The 21,933-nt window shown below is 66.8% G+C and carries 21 protein-coding genes and 2 riboswitches; of the genes, 6 read left to right on the forward strand and 15 right to left on the reverse strand.

The window, feature by feature from the left end; all coding sequences use genetic code 11:
- Window positions 1-321 precede the first annotated feature (321 nt).
- A complete protein-coding gene (locus PUT80_RS24165) occupies window positions 322-897 on the forward strand; it encodes a hypothetical protein (protein ID WP_275293569.1) in 576 nt (191 codons plus the stop codon).
- 481 nt (window positions 898-1,378) lie between these two features.
- On the opposite strand, the gene PUT80_RS24170 is transcribed toward PUT80_RS24165, so the two are convergent.
- Window positions 1,379-2,446, reverse strand: a complete 1,068-nt coding sequence (locus PUT80_RS24170; RefSeq protein WP_275293570.1) for a HigA family addiction module antitoxin — start codon at window positions 2,444-2,446, stop codon at window positions 1,379-1,381.
- A 522-nt stretch (window positions 2,447-2,968) separates the two neighbouring features.
- Here PUT80_RS24170 and PUT80_RS24175 point away from each other — a divergent pair.
- From PUT80_RS24175 to PUT80_RS24185, 3 genes are read left to right on the forward strand one after another with little or no spacing between them, the layout of a single operon-like run.
- Entirely contained in the window at window positions 2,969-3,232 is a 264-nt protein-coding gene (locus tag PUT80_RS24175; RefSeq protein WP_275293571.1) for a multiubiquitin domain-containing protein, read from the forward strand.
- Entirely contained in the window at window positions 3,207-4,415 is a 1,209-nt protein-coding gene (locus tag PUT80_RS24180) for a ThiF family adenylyltransferase (RefSeq protein ID WP_275293572.1), read from the forward strand. The genes PUT80_RS24175 and PUT80_RS24180 overlap by 26 nt, the downstream gene beginning before the upstream one ends.
- Window positions 4,393-4,821 (forward strand): DUF6527 family protein, encoded by a 429-nt coding sequence (locus tag PUT80_RS24185; protein ID WP_275293573.1) that lies wholly within the window; start codon window positions 4,393-4,395, stop codon window positions 4,819-4,821. Before PUT80_RS24180 ends, PUT80_RS24185 begins: the two co-directional genes overlap by 23 nt.
- Window positions 4,822-4,915: 94 nt before the next feature.
- On the opposite strand, the gene PUT80_RS24190 is transcribed toward PUT80_RS24185, so the two are convergent.
- A complete protein-coding gene (locus PUT80_RS24190; RefSeq protein WP_275293574.1) occupies window positions 4,916-5,068 on the reverse strand; it encodes a hypothetical protein in 153 nt (50 codons plus the stop codon).
- A gap of 541 nt (window positions 5,069-5,609) precedes the next feature.
- Here PUT80_RS24190 and PUT80_RS24195 point away from each other — a divergent pair.
- Both PUT80_RS24195 and PUT80_RS24200 read left to right on the forward strand, forming a co-directional pair.
- Window positions 5,610-5,942, forward strand: a complete 333-nt coding sequence (locus tag PUT80_RS24195) for a hypothetical protein (protein ID WP_275293575.1) — start codon at window positions 5,610-5,612, stop codon at window positions 5,940-5,942.
- Between the two features lie 482 nt (window positions 5,943-6,424).
- A complete protein-coding gene (locus PUT80_RS24200; RefSeq protein ID WP_275293576.1) occupies window positions 6,425-7,360 on the forward strand; it encodes a hypothetical protein in 936 nt (311 codons plus the stop codon).
- A 369-nt stretch (window positions 7,361-7,729) separates the two neighbouring features.
- Here PUT80_RS24200 and PUT80_RS24205 read toward each other — a convergent pair whose 3' ends face one another.
- The 13 genes from PUT80_RS24205 to PUT80_RS24265 all read right to left on the reverse strand — a co-directional run bounded on the left by PUT80_RS24205 (window position 7,730) and on the right by PUT80_RS24265 (window position 21,927).
- Window positions 7,730-8,896 carry a PIN domain-containing protein gene (locus PUT80_RS24205; RefSeq protein ID WP_275293577.1) on the reverse strand — a complete coding sequence of 389 codons (1,167 nt, stop codon included), beginning with the start codon at window positions 8,894-8,896 and terminating at the stop codon, window positions 7,730-7,732.
- A gap of 134 nt (window positions 8,897-9,030) precedes the next feature.
- The gene (locus tag PUT80_RS24210) at window positions 9,031-9,834 is read right to left on the reverse strand and encodes a hypothetical protein (RefSeq protein ID WP_275293578.1); all 804 of its coding nucleotides are present in this window, start codon (window positions 9,832-9,834) and stop codon (window positions 9,031-9,033) included.
- A gap of 335 nt (window positions 9,835-10,169) precedes the next feature.
- On the reverse strand, window positions 10,170-11,783 hold the full coding sequence (gene cimA / locus PUT80_RS24215) for a citramalate synthase (protein WP_275293579.1): 1,614 nt from the start codon (window positions 11,781-11,783) through the stop codon (window positions 10,170-10,172).
- On the reverse strand, window positions 11,780-12,622 hold the full coding sequence (locus tag PUT80_RS24220) for an NAD(P)-dependent oxidoreductase (protein ID WP_275293580.1): 843 nt from the start codon (window positions 12,620-12,622) through the stop codon (window positions 11,780-11,782). The genes cimA and PUT80_RS24220 overlap by 4 nt, the downstream gene beginning before the upstream one ends.
- Window positions 12,598-12,795, reverse strand: a complete 198-nt coding sequence (locus PUT80_RS24225; RefSeq protein WP_275293581.1) for a hypothetical protein — start codon at window positions 12,793-12,795, stop codon at window positions 12,598-12,600. Before PUT80_RS24225 ends, PUT80_RS24220 begins: the two co-directional genes overlap by 25 nt.
- Before the next feature lie 26 nt (window positions 12,796-12,821).
- Window positions 12,822-12,960: riboswitch (cobalamin riboswitch) on the reverse strand.
- Between the two features lie 59 nt (window positions 12,961-13,019).
- Window positions 13,020-13,859 (reverse strand): dihydropteroate synthase, encoded by an 840-nt coding sequence (folP, locus tag PUT80_RS24230; RefSeq protein ID WP_275293582.1) that lies wholly within the window; start codon window positions 13,857-13,859, stop codon window positions 13,020-13,022.
- 67 nt (window positions 13,860-13,926) lie between these two features.
- Entirely contained in the window at window positions 13,927-14,238 is a 312-nt protein-coding gene (locus PUT80_RS24235) for a hypothetical protein (RefSeq protein ID WP_275293583.1), read from the reverse strand.
- A complete protein-coding gene (locus PUT80_RS24240) occupies window positions 14,238-15,113 on the reverse strand; it encodes a methylenetetrahydrofolate reductase (protein WP_275293604.1) in 876 nt (291 codons plus the stop codon). Before PUT80_RS24240 ends, PUT80_RS24235 begins: the two co-directional genes overlap by 1 nt.
- Window positions 15,114-15,184: 71 nt before the next feature.
- Entirely contained in the window at window positions 15,185-17,500 is a 2,316-nt protein-coding gene (gene metE / locus PUT80_RS24245) for a 5-methyltetrahydropteroyltriglutamate--homocysteine S-methyltransferase (protein ID WP_275293585.1), read from the reverse strand.
- 118 nt (window positions 17,501-17,618) lie between these two features.
- Window positions 17,619-17,839: riboswitch (cobalamin riboswitch) on the reverse strand.
- 263 nt (window positions 17,840-18,102) lie between these two features.
- Window positions 18,103-18,876, reverse strand: coding sequence for an enoyl-CoA hydratase (locus PUT80_RS24250; protein ID WP_275293586.1), 774 nt, complete (start codon window positions 18,874-18,876; stop codon window positions 18,103-18,105).
- A complete protein-coding gene (mmsB, locus tag PUT80_RS24255; RefSeq protein ID WP_275293587.1) occupies window positions 18,873-19,757 on the reverse strand; it encodes a 3-hydroxyisobutyrate dehydrogenase in 885 nt (294 codons plus the stop codon). The genes PUT80_RS24250 and mmsB overlap by 4 nt, the downstream gene beginning before the upstream one ends.
- Window positions 19,757-20,791 (reverse strand): enoyl-CoA hydratase/isomerase family protein, encoded by a 1,035-nt coding sequence (locus tag PUT80_RS24260; protein WP_275293588.1) that lies wholly within the window; start codon window positions 20,789-20,791, stop codon window positions 19,757-19,759. The genes mmsB and PUT80_RS24260 overlap by 1 nt, the downstream gene beginning before the upstream one ends.
- The gene (locus PUT80_RS24265) at window positions 20,788-21,927 is read right to left on the reverse strand and encodes an acyl-CoA dehydrogenase family protein (RefSeq protein ID WP_275293589.1); all 1,140 of its coding nucleotides are present in this window, start codon (window positions 21,925-21,927) and stop codon (window positions 20,788-20,790) included. The genes PUT80_RS24260 and PUT80_RS24265 overlap by 4 nt, the downstream gene beginning before the upstream one ends.
- Window positions 21,928-21,933: the final 6 nt, after the last annotated feature.

Genomic DNA, 21,933 nt, shown 5'->3' on the forward strand with positions numbered 1-21,933 from the left:
CCAGTCCGACTGCTCCGGCCCTACAGCTCGCAGTTTCACGCCGGTGATTCAGCCATCCTTCGGTGAAACCCATTCCAGTGCAGCGGATCTGCACGAAACCTATTCGTCACTCCTGATACCGTCGGCGTTTCGGTGACGACAACCATAGTTCGATACTCGCGCACCCACTCCGCGCAGTGCGAAGCCTGCGGAGGCGACCGGGATAGCAGCATCACTGCCTAAGGGCACCATCCCAACCACCGTCGCGCTTGAACGAGCCCGCCGACCTCTCCTGACAGACCTAGCAGCGGCTATGCCTGACCCGTCCGCAACAATGACGACATGACGCAGCGCGACGCCGACTTTGGGGTGGGTCCAACGCTCCCCGTCTCGTTCGACGTCGCGACGGTCACCGACAATATGCTCGCACGCGGCGAGGTGCTGTCTTCCGTCGAAGTCGACGCGGCTCTGCTGCAGCTTCCGCGTGCGGACGGCCCGCTGTTGCTCGCTTTCGCGCATCTGCACAGCCTGATCACCGCGGCCGACCTCGCCAGGACGATCGGCGAGGCCTGGGCCATGGCTGAGTACCCCGACCGTCAGCTCGGACACGAGATTTGGCGGACGCTGTTCGCCGTCGCCGGGTACACCGACGACGGCCACCCTGTGCCCCGGCCGGAGCGGCCGCTGCGCCTCTTCCGCGGCGCAGTTGTCGAACGGCGCGGCGACTGGTCTTGGACCGACAACCAGAACACCGCCCGCCTTTACGCTGCCGGCGGGCTGCGAGGCAGACCGGTTGGCCAGGTATGGACGGCGCTTGTGGAACCGGCTCGCTTGCTCGCACGGAACACCGGGCGCGACGAATCGGAGTACGTGGTCGACACGAAAGGCCTCCGCATCGCAGAGTCAGCACCCGCCTGACAGGACTCGGGGAGGGCGTGCACGACGTGCGAAGCGCCCGCCTTGCCGCCCCAAGCCGTTGCATTGGCGTACCGGTGTGCGCGGAGGTTCTAGCCTCGAAACCGCACCGGGAACGTCCGGTGTGTCACCATCTCGGCCGCCCGTGTACAGAGGTTCGGTCAGTGCATTCGCCCCCTGTGCCTCCGAGAACGCAACGATCACTCGACTCCGAACCACGTGCTGGCAGGCCAACTCGGCTCCATGATGACACCTACTCCGCCGAAGTTGACCCGGTCTCGTCTCGTCGAGGAATGCGCACTCGATCAGCTTCGGGGAGCTGTCGATGGCCTCAGCGCCCGGGTACGTGTCCTTCACCCTGTGTGGACGGGCGACGCCTCTTCCCGCATTGTCCACCGCCACTTATGCATAGCAGCGCGAGCCTAATCGCCGCAGGGGCTACAGACCCTCGACCGTTAAGACGGAGCAAAGTAAGAGACCATGCCTACCACTGCTGCATATACCGGATCACAGAAGGAGCATCCTTCGCCAAGGCACTGCGCCAGCTCAGCCTCCCAGCATTCTGCAGCCTGCCCACAACCACGATGGGATGGACACCGAGCGCACTCGCAGTCCGCGACAACCACGCCTGGCTGGGACGCTCCGAAGGCTGAGGCAATACTCCAGGAATAACCCATTCGGCAGCTAGCCGGTTGGCTTCATCTTCGATCCTTTGCCCTTGCAGGTCGCCCTCGTCGAGAACGATGCCGGCATCGGTATGGCCCAGCACAATATGTGCGATTTCATGCAGAAGTGTAAACAACACCTTATCGAGTCTATGCCCACGCCCAGATAATCCAATTACCGGAATCCCGTCCATCTGGAACGATGCACCGTCGATTTTACTACCCGGGAATGCCTCCACATAAACCAGGCGCACCCCCGCACCGGCAAGGCGCGACGGCAAGTCCGCGAAGCCTGCAGGATCTCGCACTTCCCGACTCAGCCGCTCGGCAAGCACCTTGAGCGAACGATCGGAGTACGAACCGACAACCTGGGATTTCGCCAGACGTCGCACGCACGCCAGCCAAACCACCTGCGTAGAGGACACACCCTCGGCAGCATTGCTTCGCCGAGCAGCCATTGGCAGCGACGGAATCTCCTCCGGACTGCCAATCTCAAGCAGTTGGCATAATTGTTCCGCCTGCCCACGAAGCGTCGTCGCCGAGATAATACCACGTTTACGCAAGACGCCAAGAGGCGCCCTTTTATTCAGCAAGGCACGAAGACGAACATCGTCCAACTGCCGCTGAATCACGCCATCTTGCTCTTGTCTCCATAAGTGGTACTCATCTTGAAGGCGTAGCCAGTATCCAGGGCTTTGCCCCATAGCCGCCCCTATCTGGGCAGCCGACTCGCGAGTTATCTCTTTCTTTCCAGCGATTATCTCCGAGATAACCTGCGCCGGACGGTCGATGATCTCTGCAAATTCCGCCTGCGACCATCCCCACGCCTCGAGTTCCTCCAGGAGGTGAACTCCGACCGGAAAGACCTCGACCGGATTAGCCGTCATTGCACTCCCTCCCGGACAGCAGCCGGGGCGATCGCCACCACCGACACGCGGTCTACCGTCGCCGCGTCGAACTCCAGCAACAGCCTCGCCTCGTCCACAAGCTTGATTGAACACCGATCGCCGGAGTCACGATTATGCACTCGAAGATCAAGTGACCGAAGTCGCGCGATTTCGCTGCGGTCACTAGCAGCCACCAGGGCTTGATGTCTTCGCCGGACGGCAGCCACCATCAGCGGCGACCACACGGCCGATCGGTAGCCCGGGTCGAACACAAGCCGACGGAGCGTCACGTCTGCGTACTGAACGCGCACCAATACCTCCGTCCATCACCCATAGCCCGATGACAGGCAACTGCCGCGTCGGAGCGTAGCGGGAGATCAATACATAGCCCAAGTAGACGCGCCCTCAGCACCCGTCGTTCCAAGTACATGCATACTGCCATTCACCCCTTGACTGAAGTCGACTACACAGATTAGGGTACCGCCGAACAGGTCAAGTTCTTCAAGGCTCAAGGAGGCCACCATGACCGCTGACACTGAAGCTGACCGGAAGCGCTACGAGATCGTCGTCAACGGCCGCGAGAAGGTAGTCACCTCTGGCGAGGTGACGTTCGAGCAGCTGGTTGAGCTGGCGTTCCACCCCGTACCCAGCGGCCCGAACTGGGTTTTCACCGTCACTTACCGTCGCGGCGGCGGACACAAGCCGGAAGGAACGCTCAAGCCAGGCGAGAGCGTGAAGGTTAAGAAGGGGATGATCTTCAATGTCACAGCGACTGATAAGTCTTGACCCGGGGCTGAAGCGCCTGCGCGACGAAGGCTACGACATCGCGATCATCGCGGGGTACCTCGTCATCAACCACGTGCCCTACGCGACCCCCTGCCGCGAAGTGGCCGCCGGGACGCTCGCGTGCGCAATCACCGTCTTCGGCGATCTGGTGCAGCCGCCGGCAGACCACACGATGCGGTTCGTCGGCGAGCAGCCATGCACCAGCGACGGCGCTCCGCATTCGAAGATCATCAACAGCGACGGGAGCTTCACCGAGACGATCACGCCGGACCTGGTGGCGAGGTACTCGTTCTCCAGCAAGCCACCGTCTGGGCAGTATTCCGACTTCTACGAGAAGGTCACGACCTACGTAGCCATCCTCGGTACCGAAGCGCACGCACTCGACCCATCTGCGACGGCGAAGGTCTTCCGCCCGTGCTTGAACGACGGCTCGGACGACTCCGTCTTCCATTACATCGACACTGCATCCAGCCGTACCGGCATCAACGCAGTCAGCCGCAAGCTCCTCGGTCAGAGGATCGCGATTGTCGGGCTCGGCGGCACAGGGTCCTACATCCTCGACCTCGTGGCCAAGACCTGGGTCAAGGAAATCCACCTCTTCGACGGCGACAAGCTCCAGCAGCACAACGCATTCCGCACCCCGGGTGCGATCTCAAAAGACGAGCTGGAAGAAGCCCACAGCAAGGTCGACTTCCTGACCTCCGTCTATTCGAAGCTGCGAACCGGCATCATCTCCCACGAGTACGCCGTTGATGAGACCAACGTCCACGAGCTTGCCGGGATGAACTTCGTCTTCCTCTCCATGACCGACGGGAACGCGAAGAAGCTGATCGTGACGGCGCTCGAGGAGAACGGGACCCCCTTCATCGACTGCGGCGTCGGCCTCTACCGGGTGGACGACATGCTGGCCGGCCAGATCCGAACCACCACCAGCGCCCCAGGGCATCGCGAACTGGCCCGCACACACGTGCCCTTCTCCGACGGAGAACCGGACGAGTACGACCAGAACATCCAGATCGCCGAGGTGAACTGCTTCAACGCGACGATGGCCGTGCTCAAGTGGAAAAAGCTGAACGGGGTCTACCTCGACTTGGAACGCGAGTTCAACTCAGTGTACGTCCTGGACGGCAACACCATGATCAACAACGTCGAGGAATCCGATGCGGGCAACGATCACCCATGAGTTTATAGAGACGGTCCCCGACCGACTCGACGACGGCATCATCTACATCAGCCTCACGTACGCCACCGCAGTCCACCGCTGCTGTTGCGGGTGCGGCCACGAAGTCGTTACTCCTCTGCACCCGAAGCAATGGTCGGTCACCTTCAACGGCGAGACAGTCTCCCTGTCGCCGTCGATCGGCAACTGGAGCTTCGCTTGCAGGTCTCATTACTGGGTGCGGGAAGGGCAGATCAGGCCTGCCCGAATATTCGGCACTGCAGAGGTCGCACGTCTTCGCGCCGAGGACGAACTGCTCCTGGACCGGCACTTCAACCGTTCGGAGGGCGAGAAACCCGACGACCGTGTCGAAGCCGGAGCAGGTTGGTGGCGCACGATTGCGGCGCGGTTTCGGTGCCCGCGAAGTTGACCGTGCGCTCGACTGTTCTAGTCATCGAGTTCCCAGCACAACCTCGAGAATGATGATGGTTTCGCAGGTCCGCAGCGGCATGCGCCCGGATATCTCAACATCCGCGACTAGGCCGGACGATCAGCGCCAGAAGGGCCGGGTGCCGATCTTCGACCTTGCGGCTCGCGGCCTCGCCGATGAACGATTCGCGGCTGGCGCCCAGCAGAACCGGGACTCCGAGGCCGTCCATCGCGAGCAGCCGATGCAACAGGTACACCTTGCCCTCGACAGTCGCCCCCCGAATCCGATCCCCGGGCGTGTCAAGATCTCGTGATCCTGCAAACTTCAGTGCCCGCGGCGATGCCGATGAGGTGGATGCGACCTCGGCCTACACGTCGTCGTATACGGGCTGCGTGTTCACCTGGACCACACCGCGATGGAGCATGCCGACGTAGTCGACGCCGAACTGCCGTCGGGTAGAGCGAACCGGGCACGTCGTTGACGATCGTCGCTCCCAGGTCGATCGCCACGGCGGCGATCTAGACAACGAGTTTGAACGATGGCGGAGCCGGGGCGCCCCATCCGGTGAGCAGCACAATTCCTAAACGTTTTGCCCGATCTGCTCGCGTTCACGTATTTCGAAACTGCTTTTGTTGGACTCAACGCTTTCGAGGTCGCCATGGGCAGAAATGCGCTGAATTCGTGGAAAACATGAATTCGCGCGCGGACGACTGGATAGGCTCTGGCGCGCCCGAGGGGGACGCCTGATGGGATTGGGACACGTGGGGCGGGCTGCAAGCTTGTTCGCGGTGACGAACATCGAGGACATGCTCGTTCTGACGGTTTTCTTCCGCGAGGCTTGCGGCACCCGTACCGCGAACGCGCGCGTCGTGGCTGGCCAGTACTTGGGCTTCAGCGCGATCCTGGTCATTTCAGCGCTCGGCGCTGGCCTGCTGCCTATCCTGGCAACCTGTACCTGGATGTTGCCTCTCCTGCCGAGCCTGCACGCGGCATGGCAGGTCTGGCGGGAATACCGTGCAGTCGGCGAGGAGCTTGAGCACGCGCCCGAACGCGGGACGGGTACGGGCGTACTCCAGGTCGCCGCGGTGGCCCTCGCCAACGGGGGCAACGTCGGCGTGTAGGTCGCGGCCTTCGCAGTCGCCGACATCGACCGCCTGATCGGCTATTTCGTGGTCTCCCTGATCGGGGTGGCCGTGTGGTACGCCGCCAGCTGGTATCCGGCCAACCGTCAGCCAGTCGCCAAGGCATTGGCCCGATGTGCCATTTGATCCTGCCGGTCGCGCTCATCGCGGTCCGTCTGGTCATCCTCCTCGAAGACTGAGTGTTCGGCGATAAGCAGGACGCGCCGGTGCCGAAGCCCGATCCGGTACCTGAGGCATCCGGCCTGGTAGACACCCGGACATGGCGTCGACTCCGGTGTTTGACTCCGCTGAGGGTGCTGCCACGATGGGTTCGCCCGAACGACAACTCGGCCGGCCGGCATTAAAAGTCCAGCGCGCCCTGAACACAGTCACTACTGGCTGCCCAACGATCGGCTCGGCGTAAACGTGTCGCAGGAGCGGCTGCGCAAGCTTCGACGACACGTACACCGACAGGAAGGGCCATGACCATCGGCTCTCGATACCTTTTGTCCATGCGATTGAATGTCCGTCGTCAGACGACGCAAGACGATGAAGACCGTTGGGCCCGTGAAATGGCGAAGTCATCATCGCCGGAGTGGCTACGCCGCCGCGTAGGTCGTATGTTGCAAGTTCTCAACACGCGCGTCCTCCGCAAGCCGGTGATCTATCCGGAGATAAATGTGCTACGGCATTACCGCGTGAGTGCCGAGCAACTCGATGCTATGCATGATCTGACAGCTCGGCAGGTCGCGGCACCGCTGGCACTCGCGTTTGCGACGCCATTCCTCACGATCGCGCTCGCTGCGCTAGTTAGCGTTTCACCAGACTGGTTGGCTGTACATCTCGGGAGAGCGACGGGGCTCGTCGGGTTCACGATCGAACTGTTGGTGTTGTTCTGGTTCAGGTTGCCGAGCACTTTGGTCATCATCGATGTCAAGATCGTGTTGGGGTTGCTGGCAGAAGTCCGCCGTCACAATGGCCTGGAGGTGAAGGTCTCCGACTCCGGAGCGCAGTCGATTCGGTCGGAACGCGCGCGAGCTAAGAGCGTCCTCCGCGCGCGGGCACGCGTCTTGCGAAAAAATGTCGCTCGGGTTGCCGGACGCAAGGCCGGGGAGCCGGGCTTCGCCGAGTGCGAGCGCCTAGCAATCTGGTTGTACTGGTCAGCCGATGACCTGGACGATGAGACCCGCGTACATCGAGCTATCCGCGCCTGCGGGCAGATGCTGGTGCACTTCGATGGCCCACGGCCCTGGTCGATACCAGATATCGCGCGACCGCCCGCGGCTGCCTCCGTCGTGCCGCCCACGCGGTCTCAACGGCTGAGTGCAGCGGTCACGCGGGTCGTTCAGGCAAGCTCTATCGCCGCTGCCCTGGGAGTCACCGGTGCCATCGTCCAGTTGCTGGCAAAGGTGCTGTAGCCGCGAACCGATCCCGGGTTGCACACGTCGACCTGCGCAGCTCCGCGCAGAAGGACGTCCGGCAACCACACACGCCAAGTAGTCAGCCGCGGATCGACGCCATCCAAGGTGCCAGCGAACTCGTTGCTGAGTGGGCAGGAGCACCACTCAGTGAGCAACCCTGGCCGCCCCATGCCATCCGGCGAAACAACCATCACGCCTACTCGTTGCGCTGGACCGCAGCCGGTTGTCACCAAGCAGGAGCCACGTCAACCAGCGTAAGCGCCGCCCCCGTTATGGCATTCCGCGGTGTGCGGCAGGACCGGCAGAGAGCAATGTTGCACCAACCGTCTGCTGAGCCACAGCTGAAGTGCGGCCACATAAGTATTGTTAATCCGGATCCGGAGGATCATGCCGCTCAACTTCTGTGGCTTCCTCCAGCCAGCACTCCTTGATCGCGGTACCTGTTTCGTTCTGGACGAGACGAAAGCTCAGTTCCGCTTCGTGATACTCGTGAACGTGCATGTAGTGCTTGTTCCAGTCGCGGTCTTGCACATCAACGCGAATACGATCTTCAACATAAAAGTCGGCCTTGAATGCGAAGCCGTCCAGAACGACAGTCGCACGCGCTCGCGCTGTGAACTCCTCCCAGTCGTCGCCAGCCGGCTGACACGAGAGGCTGCCGAACTCCAAGTCGATCGACTCGACCTCGATCGGGCCTTCGCTTAACAGTGACGAAAACTGCCAGCCGTCATCAAGTTGCTCACCCCACCGGCCCGGCACCGGAGAGCGGCCACCCGCAACAATCAACTCGGCGCATTGATTGAGAGCTGCTTCGACGGTGTCATTGTCGGGCTGGAGGTAAGTTCTCGGCAACGTTCTTGTCAGGTGGTCGACCGGAGCTGCCGCACCGGCCACACTTGCCGCGATCAGAAGCTCGGCAGTAGGCGCGATCTGCTCAAATTCGCGTTTCAACGCCGGTGCCAGCTCAGGTGGCTTACCAATGCAGAAGTCTCTGCTGTTGTTGGTGACGAACACTACCGCCTGGCACCCCAGGGAGGCCACATCAAGAACTGAGTGCCAGATCAGGACATCCCTATAGCCGTTGCGACCTTCGGCGTCAAATGGCTGCCTGCCCTCCATGGCTCGGTTAAGGACCTGCAGGTGGCTCACAGATGGGACGGGGATAACCTCCGCACCAAGTTCGTTCAGTCGATTGCGCAGCTCGGTTTCATAGTTAACGACAAGTGATTGGACGTGCGCGAGGAGCCTGTCGCGTTTGGTGGGCAGGCTCAGGCTAAGCAACCGCTCGACGCGATGCAGGTTGAGCGCATGGAGTTTCTCTACGAGATCGTTCGCGTCGTGTTTCCGTCCGCGTACTACCTCCTGGACGACGACCTCGGGCACGAAGAGCGAGATCTGTCCTTCGTCGACGAGGTCGCGCAGCTTATCCCAGGCACGTCCGGTCAACTGCCATTGGTTCCACATCGCGTTCGCGTCCAACACGACCGCGATGGGAGCGCAAGTGCCCGGTCTATCCGGCAATCCGTCGTCCATCGCACCAAGATAGCGCGCAGACCCGGGCCAACTCCTCCCACCGGTAACCCAACCGCACCTGACGAAGCCGCCCCGAGCCGGAGCGACGAGCCGGATCGGCGGTCCTAGTGACTTCGCTTGCCTGCTCCACTGGCTTAAGTGGGCAACGACGGCGTCTCGTTCATCGCTGCCTCATCACGTTGCCGGGCAGCCATTCGCTCCTCGAACTCGGATCGAACTATCTTGACGAGCTGGCGAGACCGCGCGGCACCTACTCTGAGTTGGATACGCAGCGTGTCAGCTGATATCGGCTTCTGGTGCATTGCGCGATGAGCCGCATCTTCTTTCCGCGCCTGGGTCAAGAGTACATCGGACATGCGACTGCGAACTGTCTGCTCGGCGCTCGGCTGCACGAAGTCCTGGTCGAGTTGAGCCGTCGCGCCCGCGACGACGTCTTCATAGTAGTCCGAACGGACCGCCAGGTCGGACTGATCGGCCTCGCGTACTGGCGTCCTGTAAGTGAGCTGATTGCCAATCGCCAACAACAGCCCAGGACCGACCTCTGCCCAGCCAATCAACAGCAACGGCCCCACCGAGTCGAACGCTCCCTTCCCGAATTGCCCTGAGGCAAGAGGCTCGGCCACGTTCAACGCAAGAGTGACCGCGCTCGCGAAAACCAGTAAGCGGCGAGCAGGTCGCAGCACCTCCGGAGACGCGCCCGCAAGCGCGAGGTGCCGCACAGCAAGAAGAAGTCCCAGGATCGACAGGTCAACCGCAGGGGCAACCAAGGGCGCGACCCAAGCAGGCACGCCGAGCCGGAGCGCCAAGCTGAGAACGTTGCCGAAACCAAACAGAAACGTCAGACCAACAACCGCGCTCATGAGCGCGGTGACAGCCCTGACAACGCCGCCGTAACCAGCCGGCGGTTGACAGGTGAAGCTGCGCCGGTCAGAGGACATCAGATATCACCGCCAGGCTTGCCAACCCGGAAAGTGCCCTCGACCACCAGCATCCCGTTCGAAACGCGCTGGTCAGACTTGGGACCGTCTGCATGTAGCCCTGCCCGAGGCCCGGCCAGGGCGGCGGCACGTTACCGAGATCACCAACCGACAGGAGGCAATGCCGCCGCCACTGGCCTCCGAACGGGGGTGTTCCCGACACTGGCTGGGCTTTCAAGGACCGGGGCGTGTTCTCCCCACGCGAGCGGGGACGGTCCGCACTCGTGTACTCAACTGGCCGCAGCTCTGACCGACGCCGCAATGGTCGTAGCCGCGATGGACCCCTCAACCGGGATTCACATGGGCTCAGGCGCCAGCAAAGCGACCTCATTGTTCCGGAGCCGCAGGTGGTGGTACGCCAAGGCGTCGCACGCCGCGATCGCGCAGGCCTGCGCGAGGGTGGCGTGCGCGCCGACGGTGCTCCACCGGCCGGTCCGGTCGCCGGACACGATCCGCACCCGCGTCACCGGGCTCCCGCCGGCGATCAGGGTTCGCACCTCGCACTCGATGAAGTGCACCTCGGCGAGCCAGGGCAGGTGCGGCAGCACCGCTTGCCGGACCGCGGTCTGCACCGCTTCCACCGGGCTCGCACCGTCTGTTGTCGCGGACATGACGGCGTCCCCGACGCGTATCTGGGCCGTTGCCGCCGAACCGGCGCGGACGTCGGGAAGAAGCCGGCACGACACCGGCTCGATCGGCTCCGCCTGGTCGCCCAGTTCGTCGTGCAGCAACAATTCGAGCGACGCGTCCGCGGCTTCGAAGGACCACCCGGACGCCTCCAGCGCCTTCACTCTCCGCATCGCCTTGTCCAGGATCGCGGGCGCAACGGCCAGGCCGAACTCCGCGGCCTTGAGTTCGAGGCTGGCCCGTCCGGCCAGTTCGGTGATCAGAATGCGGGCGCGGTTGCCGACTGCCGCCGGGTCGAGGTGGTGGTAGAGGCCGGGGTCGACCTTGATCGCGCTGGCGTGCAGACCGGCCTTGTGCGCGAACGCCGACGCGCCGACATAGGGACGGCGAGGGTCTTCGGCGACCTCGGCGATCTTCGCGATCGCCGAGGAGGCGCGGGTCAGCTGGCTCAGCCCGGACGGCGGCAGCACCGGCAGGTCGAGTTTGGTCGTCAGGTTGCCGGCCACGGTGAAGAGATTCGCGTTGCCCGTCCGTTCGCCGTAGCCGTTGGCGGTGACCTGGACATGGGTGGCGCCCGCCTGCACCGCGGCGACCGAATTCGCCACCGCGCATCCGGTGTCGTCGTGGCAGTGGACGCCGACCCGGAAACCGGTCCGCTCCGCGACCTCGTGCACCGTTTCGGCCAGCCGCGCCGGGAGCTGGCCGCCGTTGGTGTCGCACAGAATCGCGACGTCGGCACCGGCCTCCATCGCGGACTCCAGTACGCGCAGCGCGGTGTCCGGATCACGGTGGTAGCCGTCGAAGAAATGCTCGGCGTCGAGGAACACCCGGCGGCCCTCGGCGGTCAGGAACCGCACGGTGTCGGCGATCATCGCGAGGTTCTCGGCGACGTCGGTGCGCAACGCGCGTTCGATGTGCCGGCGGTCGGCTTTCGCCACCAACGTCACCACCTGGGCTCCGGACGCCAGCAGTCCGCGCACCTGCGGGTCCTGGTCCGCGGACCGGCCGGGTTTGCGGGTGCTGCCGAACGCGACGAGCGCGGCGTGCCGCAGTCGCAGTTCTCCTTCGGCCGCGCGGCGGAAGAACTCGGTGTCCTTCGGCATGGCGCCGGGCCAGCCGCCCTCGATGAATCCCACGCCGAGGCCGTCCAGCAGCCGCGCCACGGCGAGCTTGTCCTCCACGGAGTAGGAGATCCCTTCGCTCTGCGCCCCGTCGCGCAACGTCGTGTCGTAGAGGTGGAACGCGTCGCCGAGCGGTGTTTCCGCCGGACTGGTGCGGTTCATCGCGGCGTCCCCGGAGCGAACCTGGCGAGGGAGGCGGAGCTGTCCCACACCTGGCCGTTGACCGGGCACGCGGGCAGCCGTCCGGCCAGCGCGTCGGTCAGCTGGGCGACCGCGGAATCGGTCATGCGCACGATTGTCTCGGCGGTGAGACCGGCGATGTGCGGAGTGACGACGGCACGCGGATGAGTGAGCAGCCGGTGGCCCGGCGGCAGCGGCTCGGGTTCCACCACGTCCACGGCCGCGCCTGCGATCTGCCCGGATTCGAGGGCGTCGGCGAGGGCGTCGGTGTCGACGACTCCGCCGCGGGAGCAGTTGACCACAAAGGAACCGCGCGGCATGCGGGCCAGTTCGACGGCGCCGATCATCTCCCGGGAGGTGTCGTCGAGCGCGGGCGCGAGGGCGAGGATCGTCGAGCGGGACAGCAGTTCGTCCACTGTGGACACCATCTCGGCGCCGGCCAGATTGCCCAGGCGAGGGTCGGCGTAGGGGTCGTAGCCCAGCACGGTCGCGCCGAACCCGAGAGCCAGTTTGCGGGCGATTTCGCTGCCCACGTAGCCCATCCCGATCACGCCGACGGTTTTGCCGTGCAATTCGAAGACGCCGTCCAGGTCGCTGCGCGCGCTCCAGCCGGTGCCTTCCCGGGTGGCGGTCATCGCCCACGGCAGCTGTTTGAGCAGTGCTAGGATGAGTATGACCGTGTGCTCGCTGACCGGGATCCGACCGAATCCGACGTGGTTGACCACCAGGACGCCCAGTTCGGTCGCCGCGTCGAGGTCGACGTTGTCGGTGCCGAACCCGGAGGTGGAGACGACCTTCAGCCGGGGCGCCGCTTCGAGCACGCGCCGGGTGAGTTTTCCGGGTAGCGGACCCACAGCGCGTCCGCGTCGGAGGCCGCCGCGACGATCTCGGACTCCTCGGAGGAGTCCACCACGACGACCTCCGCGCCGAGTTCGCGCAGCCGATCGGCCCCCGATTGCTCGTACATCGGGCGCCACAGAACGATTTTGGACATGATTCGTCAGCTCCATCCGCGTGGGCTTCGTGATCGACACCCGCGGACGGCGACCTGACTTCCAGAGCTGCGCAGCTCTGGTCACAGTGGCGGGACCGCGCCGGATTCGCACCGGCTTCCCCGTTTCCGCGAGCACTTGCTAGGCCTAGAGATCTATCACGGAAGCCGGGCGGGGAACGCTTCTGCCGCGGGGGCTAGGGGCCCCTAGCCCCCGCGGCCCGGCGTCACCGCCGACGGCCCCAGACCGTTTCGAGCATCGCGACGGTGTCCTGGGTTTCCGGGACGTCGTGCACCCGGATGACGTCCACCCCGGCCGACCACGCCGGGGCGACCAGCGCCAGCGAGCCGGGAAGCCGGTCTTCGACGCCGCGGCCGGTGATCTCGCCGATGAACGACTTGCGGCTGACCCCGAGCAGGACCGGGATGCCCAGGGCGCACAGCCGCGGCAGCCCGCGCAGCAGGCGCAGGTTGTCCTCGACGTCTTTGCCGAAGCCGATTCCCGGGTCGATCCACAGTTCCCCGGCCCCGGCGGAGCGCGCCGCGGCCGAGACGCCCAGCAAGTGCGCGCTCACCTCGGTGACCACGTCGTCGTAGCCCGGCTGGGCGCCGGGCAGCACCGGCACCGCCGTCGAATGCATGCCGACGTAGCCGGTCCCGAGGCGGGCGGCGAGCCGATGCAGAGTGCCGGAGACGTCGTTGACGATCGAAGCGCCGCGGCGCACGGCCGCTTCGGCGACCTCGGGGTGGCGGGTGTCGACCGAGACGCGTCCGTGCTTCGCCAGGGCGGACACGATCGGGGCGATCCGGTCCAGTTCCTCGTCCGGGGAGACCGGGGCGGCTCCGGGGCGGGTGGACTCGCCGCCGACGTCGACCGCCCAGGCACCGGCGGCGAACATCTCCTGTCCGGCCGCGACGGCCCGCTCGGCGGCTTCGTACCGGCTGCCGGACCAGAACGAGTCCGGGGTGGCGTTGAGGACGCCCATCACCTTCAGCGGACCGACATCCGGCCTCGTGACGGGAGCGGGGCGGTCCAGCCCGGGCAGCGGCGACCGATCGATCGTCATGTCCGCACGCCGAACTCTTCGAGCATTGTTTTTCCTTTCACAACAGCAAGATTCCGCGGAGCGCGGGTCAAGACTCGCGGTTTCCGCCGCGGCCGGGGCGTTTCGCCAGTTGCGCGGCCAGCGCCGCCCGCGCGCACCCGCTGCCGCCCTGCTCGCACTCCGCGCACAACGCGGGCGGGCATTCGGGCAGAGCGGCCGCGGCGCGCTCGATCTGATCGACGAACGAACTGAGCTGCTCGAGCTGCGTGCGCAACGCGCGCACGCGGGCCCCTTGCGCACCCGCCTGGCGACGCTGACCCGCCAGGCTCTCGTAGGCGGCGCCGGTGAGCACGACCAGTTCGGCCCCGTCGACCTGGATCCGGCGCGGTTTCGGGGGCATTACGAGGGCACTGCGAGTTCGGCGACGACCTCCGCGGTGGCTCGAGCGAAGTTGAACGTGATGAAGTGCAGCCCCGGCACCCCTTCGGACAGCAACCGTCGCGACAACAGGATCGCCTGTTCGATGCCGAGCGCACGCACGGCTCGGGGATCGTCCGCGACGGCGGCGAACCGAGCCGCCAGCCGCGCCCGGAACGGCGCGCCGGACAGCTGCTCCGAGCGCGCGATGGTCCGCATCGTCGTGACCGGCATCAGCGCGGCGATGATCGGCGTCTCGCACCCCGCCGCGACGACCCGGTCCCGCAGCCGCAGGTAGTCGTCGGCGTCGAAGAACATCTGCGTGATCGCGTAATCCGCACCCTCCCGGCACTTCGCGACGAAACGCGCGGTGTCGTCCTCGACGCTCGCCGAGCGCGGATGCCCGTGCGGGAAGGCTGCCACGCCGACACAGAAATCGCCGTGATCCCGCAGCAGCCGGACGAGTTCGCTCGCGTACGCCAGGCCTTCCGGATGGCGAACCCACTCGCCGCTGACGTCGCCCGGCGGGTCTCCCCGCAGCGCCAGCACATTGACGACCCCGGCGTCGGCCAGCGCGCCGACGAACGACCGCAGCTCCCCGACCGAATGGCCGACCGCGGTCAGATGCGCCACCGGCAACATCGTGGTGTCCCGGGCGATCCGCGAGGCGACCGCGACGGTGTTGTCGCGGGTCGACCCGCCGGCGCCGTAGGTCACCGACACGAAACCCGGGCGCAGCGACTCCAGCCTGCGCACGTTCTGCCAGATCCGGTCCGCGTCGTCGGTCGCGCGCGGCGGCATGAACTCCAGCGAAAGCACCGGCGTGCCCGCGGCCAGCCGGTCCCGGACCGTGCGCAAGGGCACGGTCCGCTGCGCGGGAACCGCGGCGGGCGGAAAGACCGCCCGCCGCGGCGAAAGCTGCCCGCTCGTCACGGGCGCGCCCTCAGCCGACCGGTCGCCTCGACCAGGTTCGCGAGGGTGGCCCGCACCTCGGGGTAGCCGCGGGTCTTGAGCCCGCAGTCGGGATTGACCCACAGCCGCTCGGCGGGGAACGCCGCGACGGCGGTGCGCAGGTGCCCGGCGATCTCCTCGACGGACGGGACGCGCGGCGAGTGGATGTCCCACACCCCGGGGCCCGCCTCGTTGGGATAGCCGGCCTCGGCGAGACCCGCGACGATGGCCATGTTCGAGCGGGCCGCCTCCAGGCTGATCACGTCGGCGTCCATGTCGATGATGGCCTGCAGCACGTCGCCGAACTCGGCGTAGCACATGTGGGTGTGAACCTGGGTGTCGTCCCGCACTCCCGAGGTGGACAGCTGGAACGACGCGACGGCCCAGTCCAGGTAGGCGGCGCGTTCCCCGGTGCGCAGCGGGAGGGTTTCGCGCAGTGCGGGCTCGTCGACCTGGATGATCGAGATGCCCGCGCGCTCCAGGTCCAGCACCTCGTCGCGCAGCGCGAGCGCGACCTGGCGGGCGGTGTCGCCCTCGGGCTGGTCGTCCCGCACGAACGACCACGCCAGCATCGTGACCGGGCCGGTCAGCATGCCCTTGACCGGCCGTTCGGTCTGGCTCTGGGCGTAGGCGGACCACTCGACGGTCATCGGCTCGGGACGCGCCACGTCGCCGACGATCAGCGGCGGCCGGACGTAGCGGGTGCCGTAGGACTGGACCCAGCCGTGCTGGGTGGCCAGGAACCCGGTGAGCTGCTCGCCGAAGTACTGCACCATGTCGTTGCGCTCCGGCTCGCCGTGCACCAGCACGTCCAGGCCGATCCGCTCCTGCTCGGCGATGACCGCGCGGATCTCGGCGCGCATCGCCTCGGCGTAGGCTTCCTGGTCCAGTTCGCCCTTGCGCAGAGCCGCGCGGGCCTTGCGCAACTCCTGCGTCTGCGGGAACGAGCCGATGGTCGTCGTCGGCAGCTGGGGCAGGTGGATCCGGTCCTGCTGGGCCTGACGGCGCTTCCCGTACGGACTGGCGCGGTGCAGGTCGGCGTCGGTGACACCGGCGACCCGCTCGCGGACCGCGGGCACCCGCACGATCGGCGACGCCGCGCGCGAGGCCAGACGGCTCTCGTTGATGTGGAGGACGTTGCCGATCGCGGCGCGGCCCTCGGTCAGGCCGCGGCGCAGGGCGACGATCTCGTCGAGTTTCTGCCGGGCGAACGAGAGCCAGCCCGCGATCTCGGGGTCGAGACCGGTTTCGAGCGTGACGTCCAGCGGCACGTGCAGCAGCGAGCAGGACGCGGCGACGTCCACCGAACCGGCCAGCCCGAGCAGCGTGCCCAGGGTGCCCAGCGCGGCGGGCAGGTCGGCGGCCCAGATGTTGCGCCCGTTGACCACGCCCGCGACGAGGCGCTTGTTCTCGATGCCGCCCGCAGCGGCGAGGTCGTCCAGGTTGGCCGCCGCGTTGTTGGTGAAGTCCAGGGCCAGGCCCTCGACCGGCGACGAGGCCAGCACCGGCAGCGCCTCGCCGAGCCGGTCGAAGTACGAGGCGACGAGGATCTTCGGACGGATCTCCCCCGCGGCCAGCGTTTCGTAGGTTTCGGCGACCTTGGCCAGCACGTCGGCCGGCTGGTCGGTCACAAGAGCGGGCTCGTCGAGCTGAACCCACTCCGCGCCGGCTTCGCGCAGCTGCCGCAACAGGTCGGCGTACAGCGGCACGATCCGGTCGAGCAGGTCCAGGGGCCGGAAGCCCTCGGTGCCGGTCGGGTCCTTGGCCAACAGCAGGAAGGTGACCGGTCCGACGAGCACCGGCCGGGTCGTGACGCCTTGGTCCAGCGCCTCGGCGAACTCGGTCAGCGGCTTCGCCAGATTCAGCGCGAACCGGGTGTCCGGCCCCAGCTCCGGCACCAGGTAGTGATAGTTCGTGTCGAACCACTTCGTCATCTCCAGCGGCGGCGCGTCCGCGGTGCCGCGCGCCATGGCGAAGTACCGGTCCAGCTCACCGGCCGGGGTCGTCGCGTCCGGGACGGCCGCGAGGTGCCGCTCGGGGACCGCGCCCAGCAGGCACGCGGTGTCAAGCACGTGGTCGTAGAACGAGAAGTAGTTGCTCGGGATCTCGTCGACACCGGCCTCGCGCAGCTCGACCAGGTTCCTCAGCCGCAGATCACGGGCGGCCGAGAGCAGGGCATCGGCGTCGCTGCGCCCGCTCCAGTAGGACTCGATCGCTTTCTTCAGCTCCCGCTGGGCGCCCTGGCGGGGATAGCCGTACACGGTCGCACGGCTGGTCGGAATGGTCTGGGTCACGGGGCTCTCCTTCGCGAGTCCGCGTGGACCTGCGGGAGGGCATGCCGAACCGGTGACCGGCACCCGGCCCCGATTCCGGCGACGACCCAACCCGCGAGGTCACGGCCTGCACCCCGCGGTTGCCGGGTGCACAGCGGGCAGGTCTTCGGACTCGCGGGCGTTCCGGCGTGCGCCGGGTTCCTACTGGCCGTCGCTTCCCAAGCCCGGCCGGGCTCAGTGCTGTCTCCGCGGAGACTGACGGCGGTCGTTCCTGCTCACCGCTGCGGGGCAGTCCCGGATTCGCACCGGGTTCCCTCTTGCCTCGATCCCCGCCATGGCACTCACGGGGATCGAACCAGCTGCGCCACCACTCTAGCCGCCCACGCTCGCCTTTTCCTCCCCCCGCGCTCGAGCCCGCGCGATCACGAGCGGACGATCGCGCGCTGCGGTTTGCCGTTGCAGGTGTTCGACGGGCAGTTCGGGCTATTGGCGGCGAACTGTTCTGATGTGCGCGGTCCAGCCGGCGATCCGCGCCGAAATGAAGATCGGCGTGAACACCGGGGTCTTGCCGCGCTCCACAGGCGCGGCGGCCCCGCCACCAGCGCCCAGTCGTACGGACGCTGTCAGGCGTGCTTGAACTCCGCCGCCCGCTTCTCCGCGAACGCCGCCATCCCTTCCTTCTGGTCGTGCGTCGCGAACAGCGCGTGGAACACCCGCCGCTCGAACAAGACGCCTTCGGCCAGCGTGGACTCGAACACCCGGTTCACCGCCTCCTTGGCCGTCGTCGCGGCGACGAACGACATGGACCCGATCTTCTCGGCGACGGAGATCGCCTCGGCGAGCAGGTCCGCCGCCAGAACGACCCGTGACACCAGCCCGGCGCGCTCGGCTTCTTCGGCGTTCAGGGTGCGTCCGGTGAGGATCAGGTCCATCGCTTTCGCCTTGCCGATCGCGCGGGTCAGCCGCTGTGAACCGCCCATGCCTGGGATGACGCCGAGGGTGATTTCGGGCTGGCCGAAGCGCGCGGTGTCCGCGGCGAGCAGCAGGTCGCACATCATCGCGAGTTCGCAGCCGCCGCCCAGTGCGTGGCCGGCGACCGCGGCGATCAGCGGGGTGCGGACTCGGGTGAGCGCGTCCCAGCCGGCGAACCAGTCCTCGGCGTGCATTTCGCTGTACGTGCGCGGGGCCATTTCCTTGATGTCCGCGCCCGCGGCGAACGCGCGGTCCGAGCCGGTGAGCACGATCGCGCCGACGTCGGCGGAACGGTCGAGGTCGGCAGCGGCTTCGGTGAGTTCGCGCATGGTCTGCAGGTTCAACGCGTTCAGCGCCTTGGGGCGGTTGAGCGTGATCTGCGCGACGCGCGGGGCCGGGCGGTCGACGGTGATGGTCTCGGTCATGCGGTTCCGTTCTCCCGGAGGGTGGTGACGATGGCGGAGAAATCGCGGCCAGGGCCGTCTTCGGCGACGAACTCGGTGTAAAGGTCGGTCGCGTGTTTGCCCAGTGCGGTGCGGACGTCGACGGCCTCGGCGGCGGCTTGGGCCAAGCGAAGGTCTTTCAGCATCAGGCCGCTGGCGAAGCCGCCTTCGTATCCGCGGTTCGCCGGGCTGGCGGGAACCGGGCCGGGCACGGGGCAGTTCGTGGTGAGTGCCCAGCATTGGCCGGACGCGGTCGACGCGACGTCGAACAGCGCCTGGTCGGTGAGCCCCAGTGCCTGGCCGAGCGCGAACGCCTCGCTCACCGCGATCATCGAAACGCCGAGGATCATGTTGTTGCAGATCTTCGCTGCTTGCCCGGCCCCGGAGTCTCCGCAGTAGACGAACTTCGCGCCCATCCGGTGCAGATACGGTTCCGCGGCGATGAAGGCTTCGGACCGGCCGCCGACCATGAACGTCAGCGTGCCCGCTGTCGCGCCGACCACCCCGCCCGACACCGGGGCGTCGACGGCCTGGTGCCCAGCCGCGACGGCCAGTTCGGCCGCGCCCCGCGCGTCGGCGACCTCGATGGTCGAGCAGTCGAGGAACAACGTGTCCGGTTGCGCGAGCGGGACGATCTCGCGGTACAGATCCAGGACGTGCTTGCCGCTGGGCAGCATCGTGAGCACGACCTGCGCCTCGGCCACCGCGGCGGCTGGCGAGTCCACAACGGACACTCCGGCAGTCGCAGCCGCGTCCGCCGCCTCGGGGACCGGGTCGTAGCCGACCACCCGCTCTCCCGCCTTGACGAGGTTGGCGGCCATCGGGCCGCCCATGTTGCCCAGACCCAGAAAAGCGACGGCCATCAGTTCCGCACCCCCGCCAGCTCAGCGGCGCCGAGATCGGCGAAATAGGAATCGACCAGCTCGTCGGTCACTTCGGCCACTGTGGACGGAGACCACCTGGGCGACCGGTCTTTGTCGATGATCTGCGCCCGGATTCCCTCGACCAGCTCCGCGGAGGACAGCGCGCGGTGCGAGATCCGGTACTCCTGGACCAGCGCGCTTTCCAGGTCCGGCAACCCGGCCGCGGTGCGCAGAGCGCGGAGCGCGACCTTCAGCGCGATCGGCGATTTGCCCTCGATCTGCTTGGCCGCCGAGACCGCCGCTTCTCCCCCGTCGCGGAGCCGGACGAGGATGTCCTCGACGGTGTCCGGCGCGTAGCAGCGGTCGATCCACTCCCGCGCTGCGGCGAGCGGGCTCGACGGCGGGGTTTCCGCGACCAGGTCCAGTGCCGCGTCCGGGGTGCGAGTGGCCAGCGCGTCGTAGAAGTCCGGGAGCCGGTCGGCCGGGACGTAACGGTCGGCGAGTCCACAGTGGATCGCGTCGGAACCGGAAAGCTGAGCGGTGGTGAGCGCGGCGTGGGTGCCGAGCTGGCCCGGCGCGTGGGACAGCAGCCAGGTCCCGCCGACGTCGGGGACGAACCCGATGCCGGTCTCGGGCATGGCGACGCGCGACCGGTCGGTGACGACTCGATGGCTGCCGTGCGCGGAAATCCCGACGCCACCGCCCATCACCAAGCCGTCCATGATCGCGACGTACGGTTTCGGGTACCGGCCGATCAGCGCGTTCAGCCGGTATTCGTCGGCCCAGAATTCCAGCGACGCGGTGCCGCCGGAACGGGCGTCCTCATAGATCGACCGGATGTCGCCGCCGGCGCAGAGGCCGCGCTCGCCCGCACCGTCGACCACCACCGCGCGCACGCCCGGGTCGGCACGCCACTTTTCCAGGTGCTCGGCGATTTCCCGGACCATGCCGTGGGTCAGTGCGTTGAGGGCCTTCGGCCGATTCAGGGTGATCCGGCCCAGTCCGCTGTGGACGAGGAACTCGACGTCGCTCATGCCGCCTCCCGCAACATCCGGCGGGAGATGATGACCCGCATGATTTCGTTGGTGCCTTCGAGGATCTGGTGCACGCGCAGATCGCGGACGATCTTCTCCACGCCGTATTCGGCGAGGTAGCCGTATCCGCCGTGCAGTTGCAGCGCGTCGTTGGCGATGTCGAACCCGGTGTCGGTGCAGAACCGTTTCGCCATCGCGGACAGCGACGTCGCGTCCGGATCGCCGCGGTCGTACGCGTCCGCCGCGCGCCACAACAGGGTGCGCGCGGCTTCCAATCCGGTGCGCATGTCGGCGAGCCGGAACCGCAATGCTTGAGCGTCCGACAGCGGAGCGCCGAATGCCGTGCGTTCAGTCAGGTGGCGCACCGTCTTGGTCAGCGCGGCGTCCGCGCCGCCGAGCGAGCAGGCGGCGATGTTGAGCCGCCCGCCGTCCAAAGCGGACATCGCCACCCGGAAGCCGCCTCCTTCGTCGCCGAGCAGCGCCGTCGCTGGAACCCGGACACTGTCGAACACGACCTGCCGGGTCGGCTGGGCGTTCCAGCCCATCTTGCTTTCGTTGGCGCCGAAGGAAAGTCCCTGCGTTTCCCGGTCCACAATGAACGCCGAGATCCCGCTCGCGCCGGCTCCGCCGGTACGGGCCAGCACCACGTACACCTCCGAGGAGCCCGCACCGGAGATGAACTGCTTCACCCCGTCCAGCACGTACTCGTCGCCGTCGCGGCGGGCTCGCGTGGACAGTGCCGCGGCGTCCGAACCGGCCCCCGGTTCGGTCAGGCAGTAGCTGCCCAGTGATTCCATAGTGGACATTCGCGGCAGGTAGCGGTCGCGCTGCCGTTCGTCGCCGAACCGGTCGATCATCGCGGCGACCATGTTGTGAATGGACACGTAGCCCGCGATCGACGGGCATCCGGTGGCCAGCGCCTCGAACACCAGCACGCCGTCCAGCCTGCCCAGTGCGGAGCCGCCGACGTCCTCAGGCAGGTACAGCCCGCCGAGGCCGAGTTCGGCCGCTTTCCGCAGCACGTCGACCGGGAAATGCTTGTCCCGGTCCCATTCCAGCGCGTGCGGTGCGAGGTGTTCGGCGGCGAATTCGGCCGCCGTGTCGCGCAGCGCGCGCTGCTCGTCGGTGAGATGCACGGCGCG

It is taken from the genome of Amycolatopsis sp. La24 (genome assembly GCF_029087445.1).
GTDB classification, from domain to species: domain Bacteria; phylum Actinomycetota; class Actinomycetes; order Mycobacteriales; family Pseudonocardiaceae; genus Amycolatopsis; species Amycolatopsis nivea.

Coding starts and splice junctions, on each gene's coding strand:
- PUT80_RS24165 (WP_275293569.1), top strand. CDS start 322: ATGACGCAGCGCGACGCCGACTTTGGGGTGGGTCCAACGCTCCCCGTC.
- PUT80_RS24170 (WP_275293570.1), bottom strand. CDS start 2,446: ATGACGGCTAATCCGGTCGAGGTCTTTCCGGTCGGAGTTCACCTCCTG.
- PUT80_RS24175 (WP_275293571.1), top strand. CDS start 2,969: ATGACCGCTGACACTGAAGCTGACCGGAAGCGCTACGAGATCGTCGTC.
- PUT80_RS24180 (WP_275293572.1), top strand. CDS start 3,207: ATGTCACAGCGACTGATAAGTCTTGACCCGGGGCTGAAGCGCCTGCGC.
- PUT80_RS24185 (WP_275293573.1), top strand. CDS start 4,393: ATGCGGGCAACGATCACCCATGAGTTTATAGAGACGGTCCCCGACCGA.
- PUT80_RS24200 (WP_275293576.1), top strand. CDS start 6,425: ATGACCATCGGCTCTCGATACCTTTTGTCCATGCGATTGAATGTCCGT.
- PUT80_RS24205 (WP_275293577.1), bottom strand. CDS start 8,896: ATGGACGACGGATTGCCGGATAGACCGGGCACTTGCGCTCCCATCGCG.
- PUT80_RS24210 (WP_275293578.1), bottom strand. CDS start 9,834: ATGTCCTCTGACCGGCGCAGCTTCACCTGTCAACCGCCGGCTGGTTAC.
- cimA (WP_275293579.1), bottom strand. CDS start 11,783: ATGAACCGCACCAGTCCGGCGGAAACACCGCTCGGCGACGCGTTCCAC.
- PUT80_RS24225 (WP_275293581.1), bottom strand. CDS start 12,795: ATGTCCAAAATCGTTCTGTGGCGCCCGATGTACGAGCAATCGGGGGCC.
- folP (WP_275293582.1), bottom strand. CDS start 13,859: ATGACGATCGATCGGTCGCCGCTGCCCGGGCTGGACCGCCCCGCTCCC.
- PUT80_RS24235 (WP_275293583.1), bottom strand. CDS start 14,238: ATGCCCCCGAAACCGCGCCGGATCCAGGTCGACGGGGCCGAACTGGTC.
- PUT80_RS24250 (WP_275293586.1), bottom strand. CDS start 18,876: ATGACCGAGACCATCACCGTCGACCGCCCGGCCCCGCGCGTCGCGCAG.
- mmsB (WP_275293587.1), bottom strand. CDS start 19,757: ATGGCCGTCGCTTTTCTGGGTCTGGGCAACATGGGCGGCCCGATGGCC.
- PUT80_RS24260 (WP_275293588.1), bottom strand. CDS start 20,791: ATGAGCGACGTCGAGTTCCTCGTCCACAGCGGACTGGGCCGGATCACC.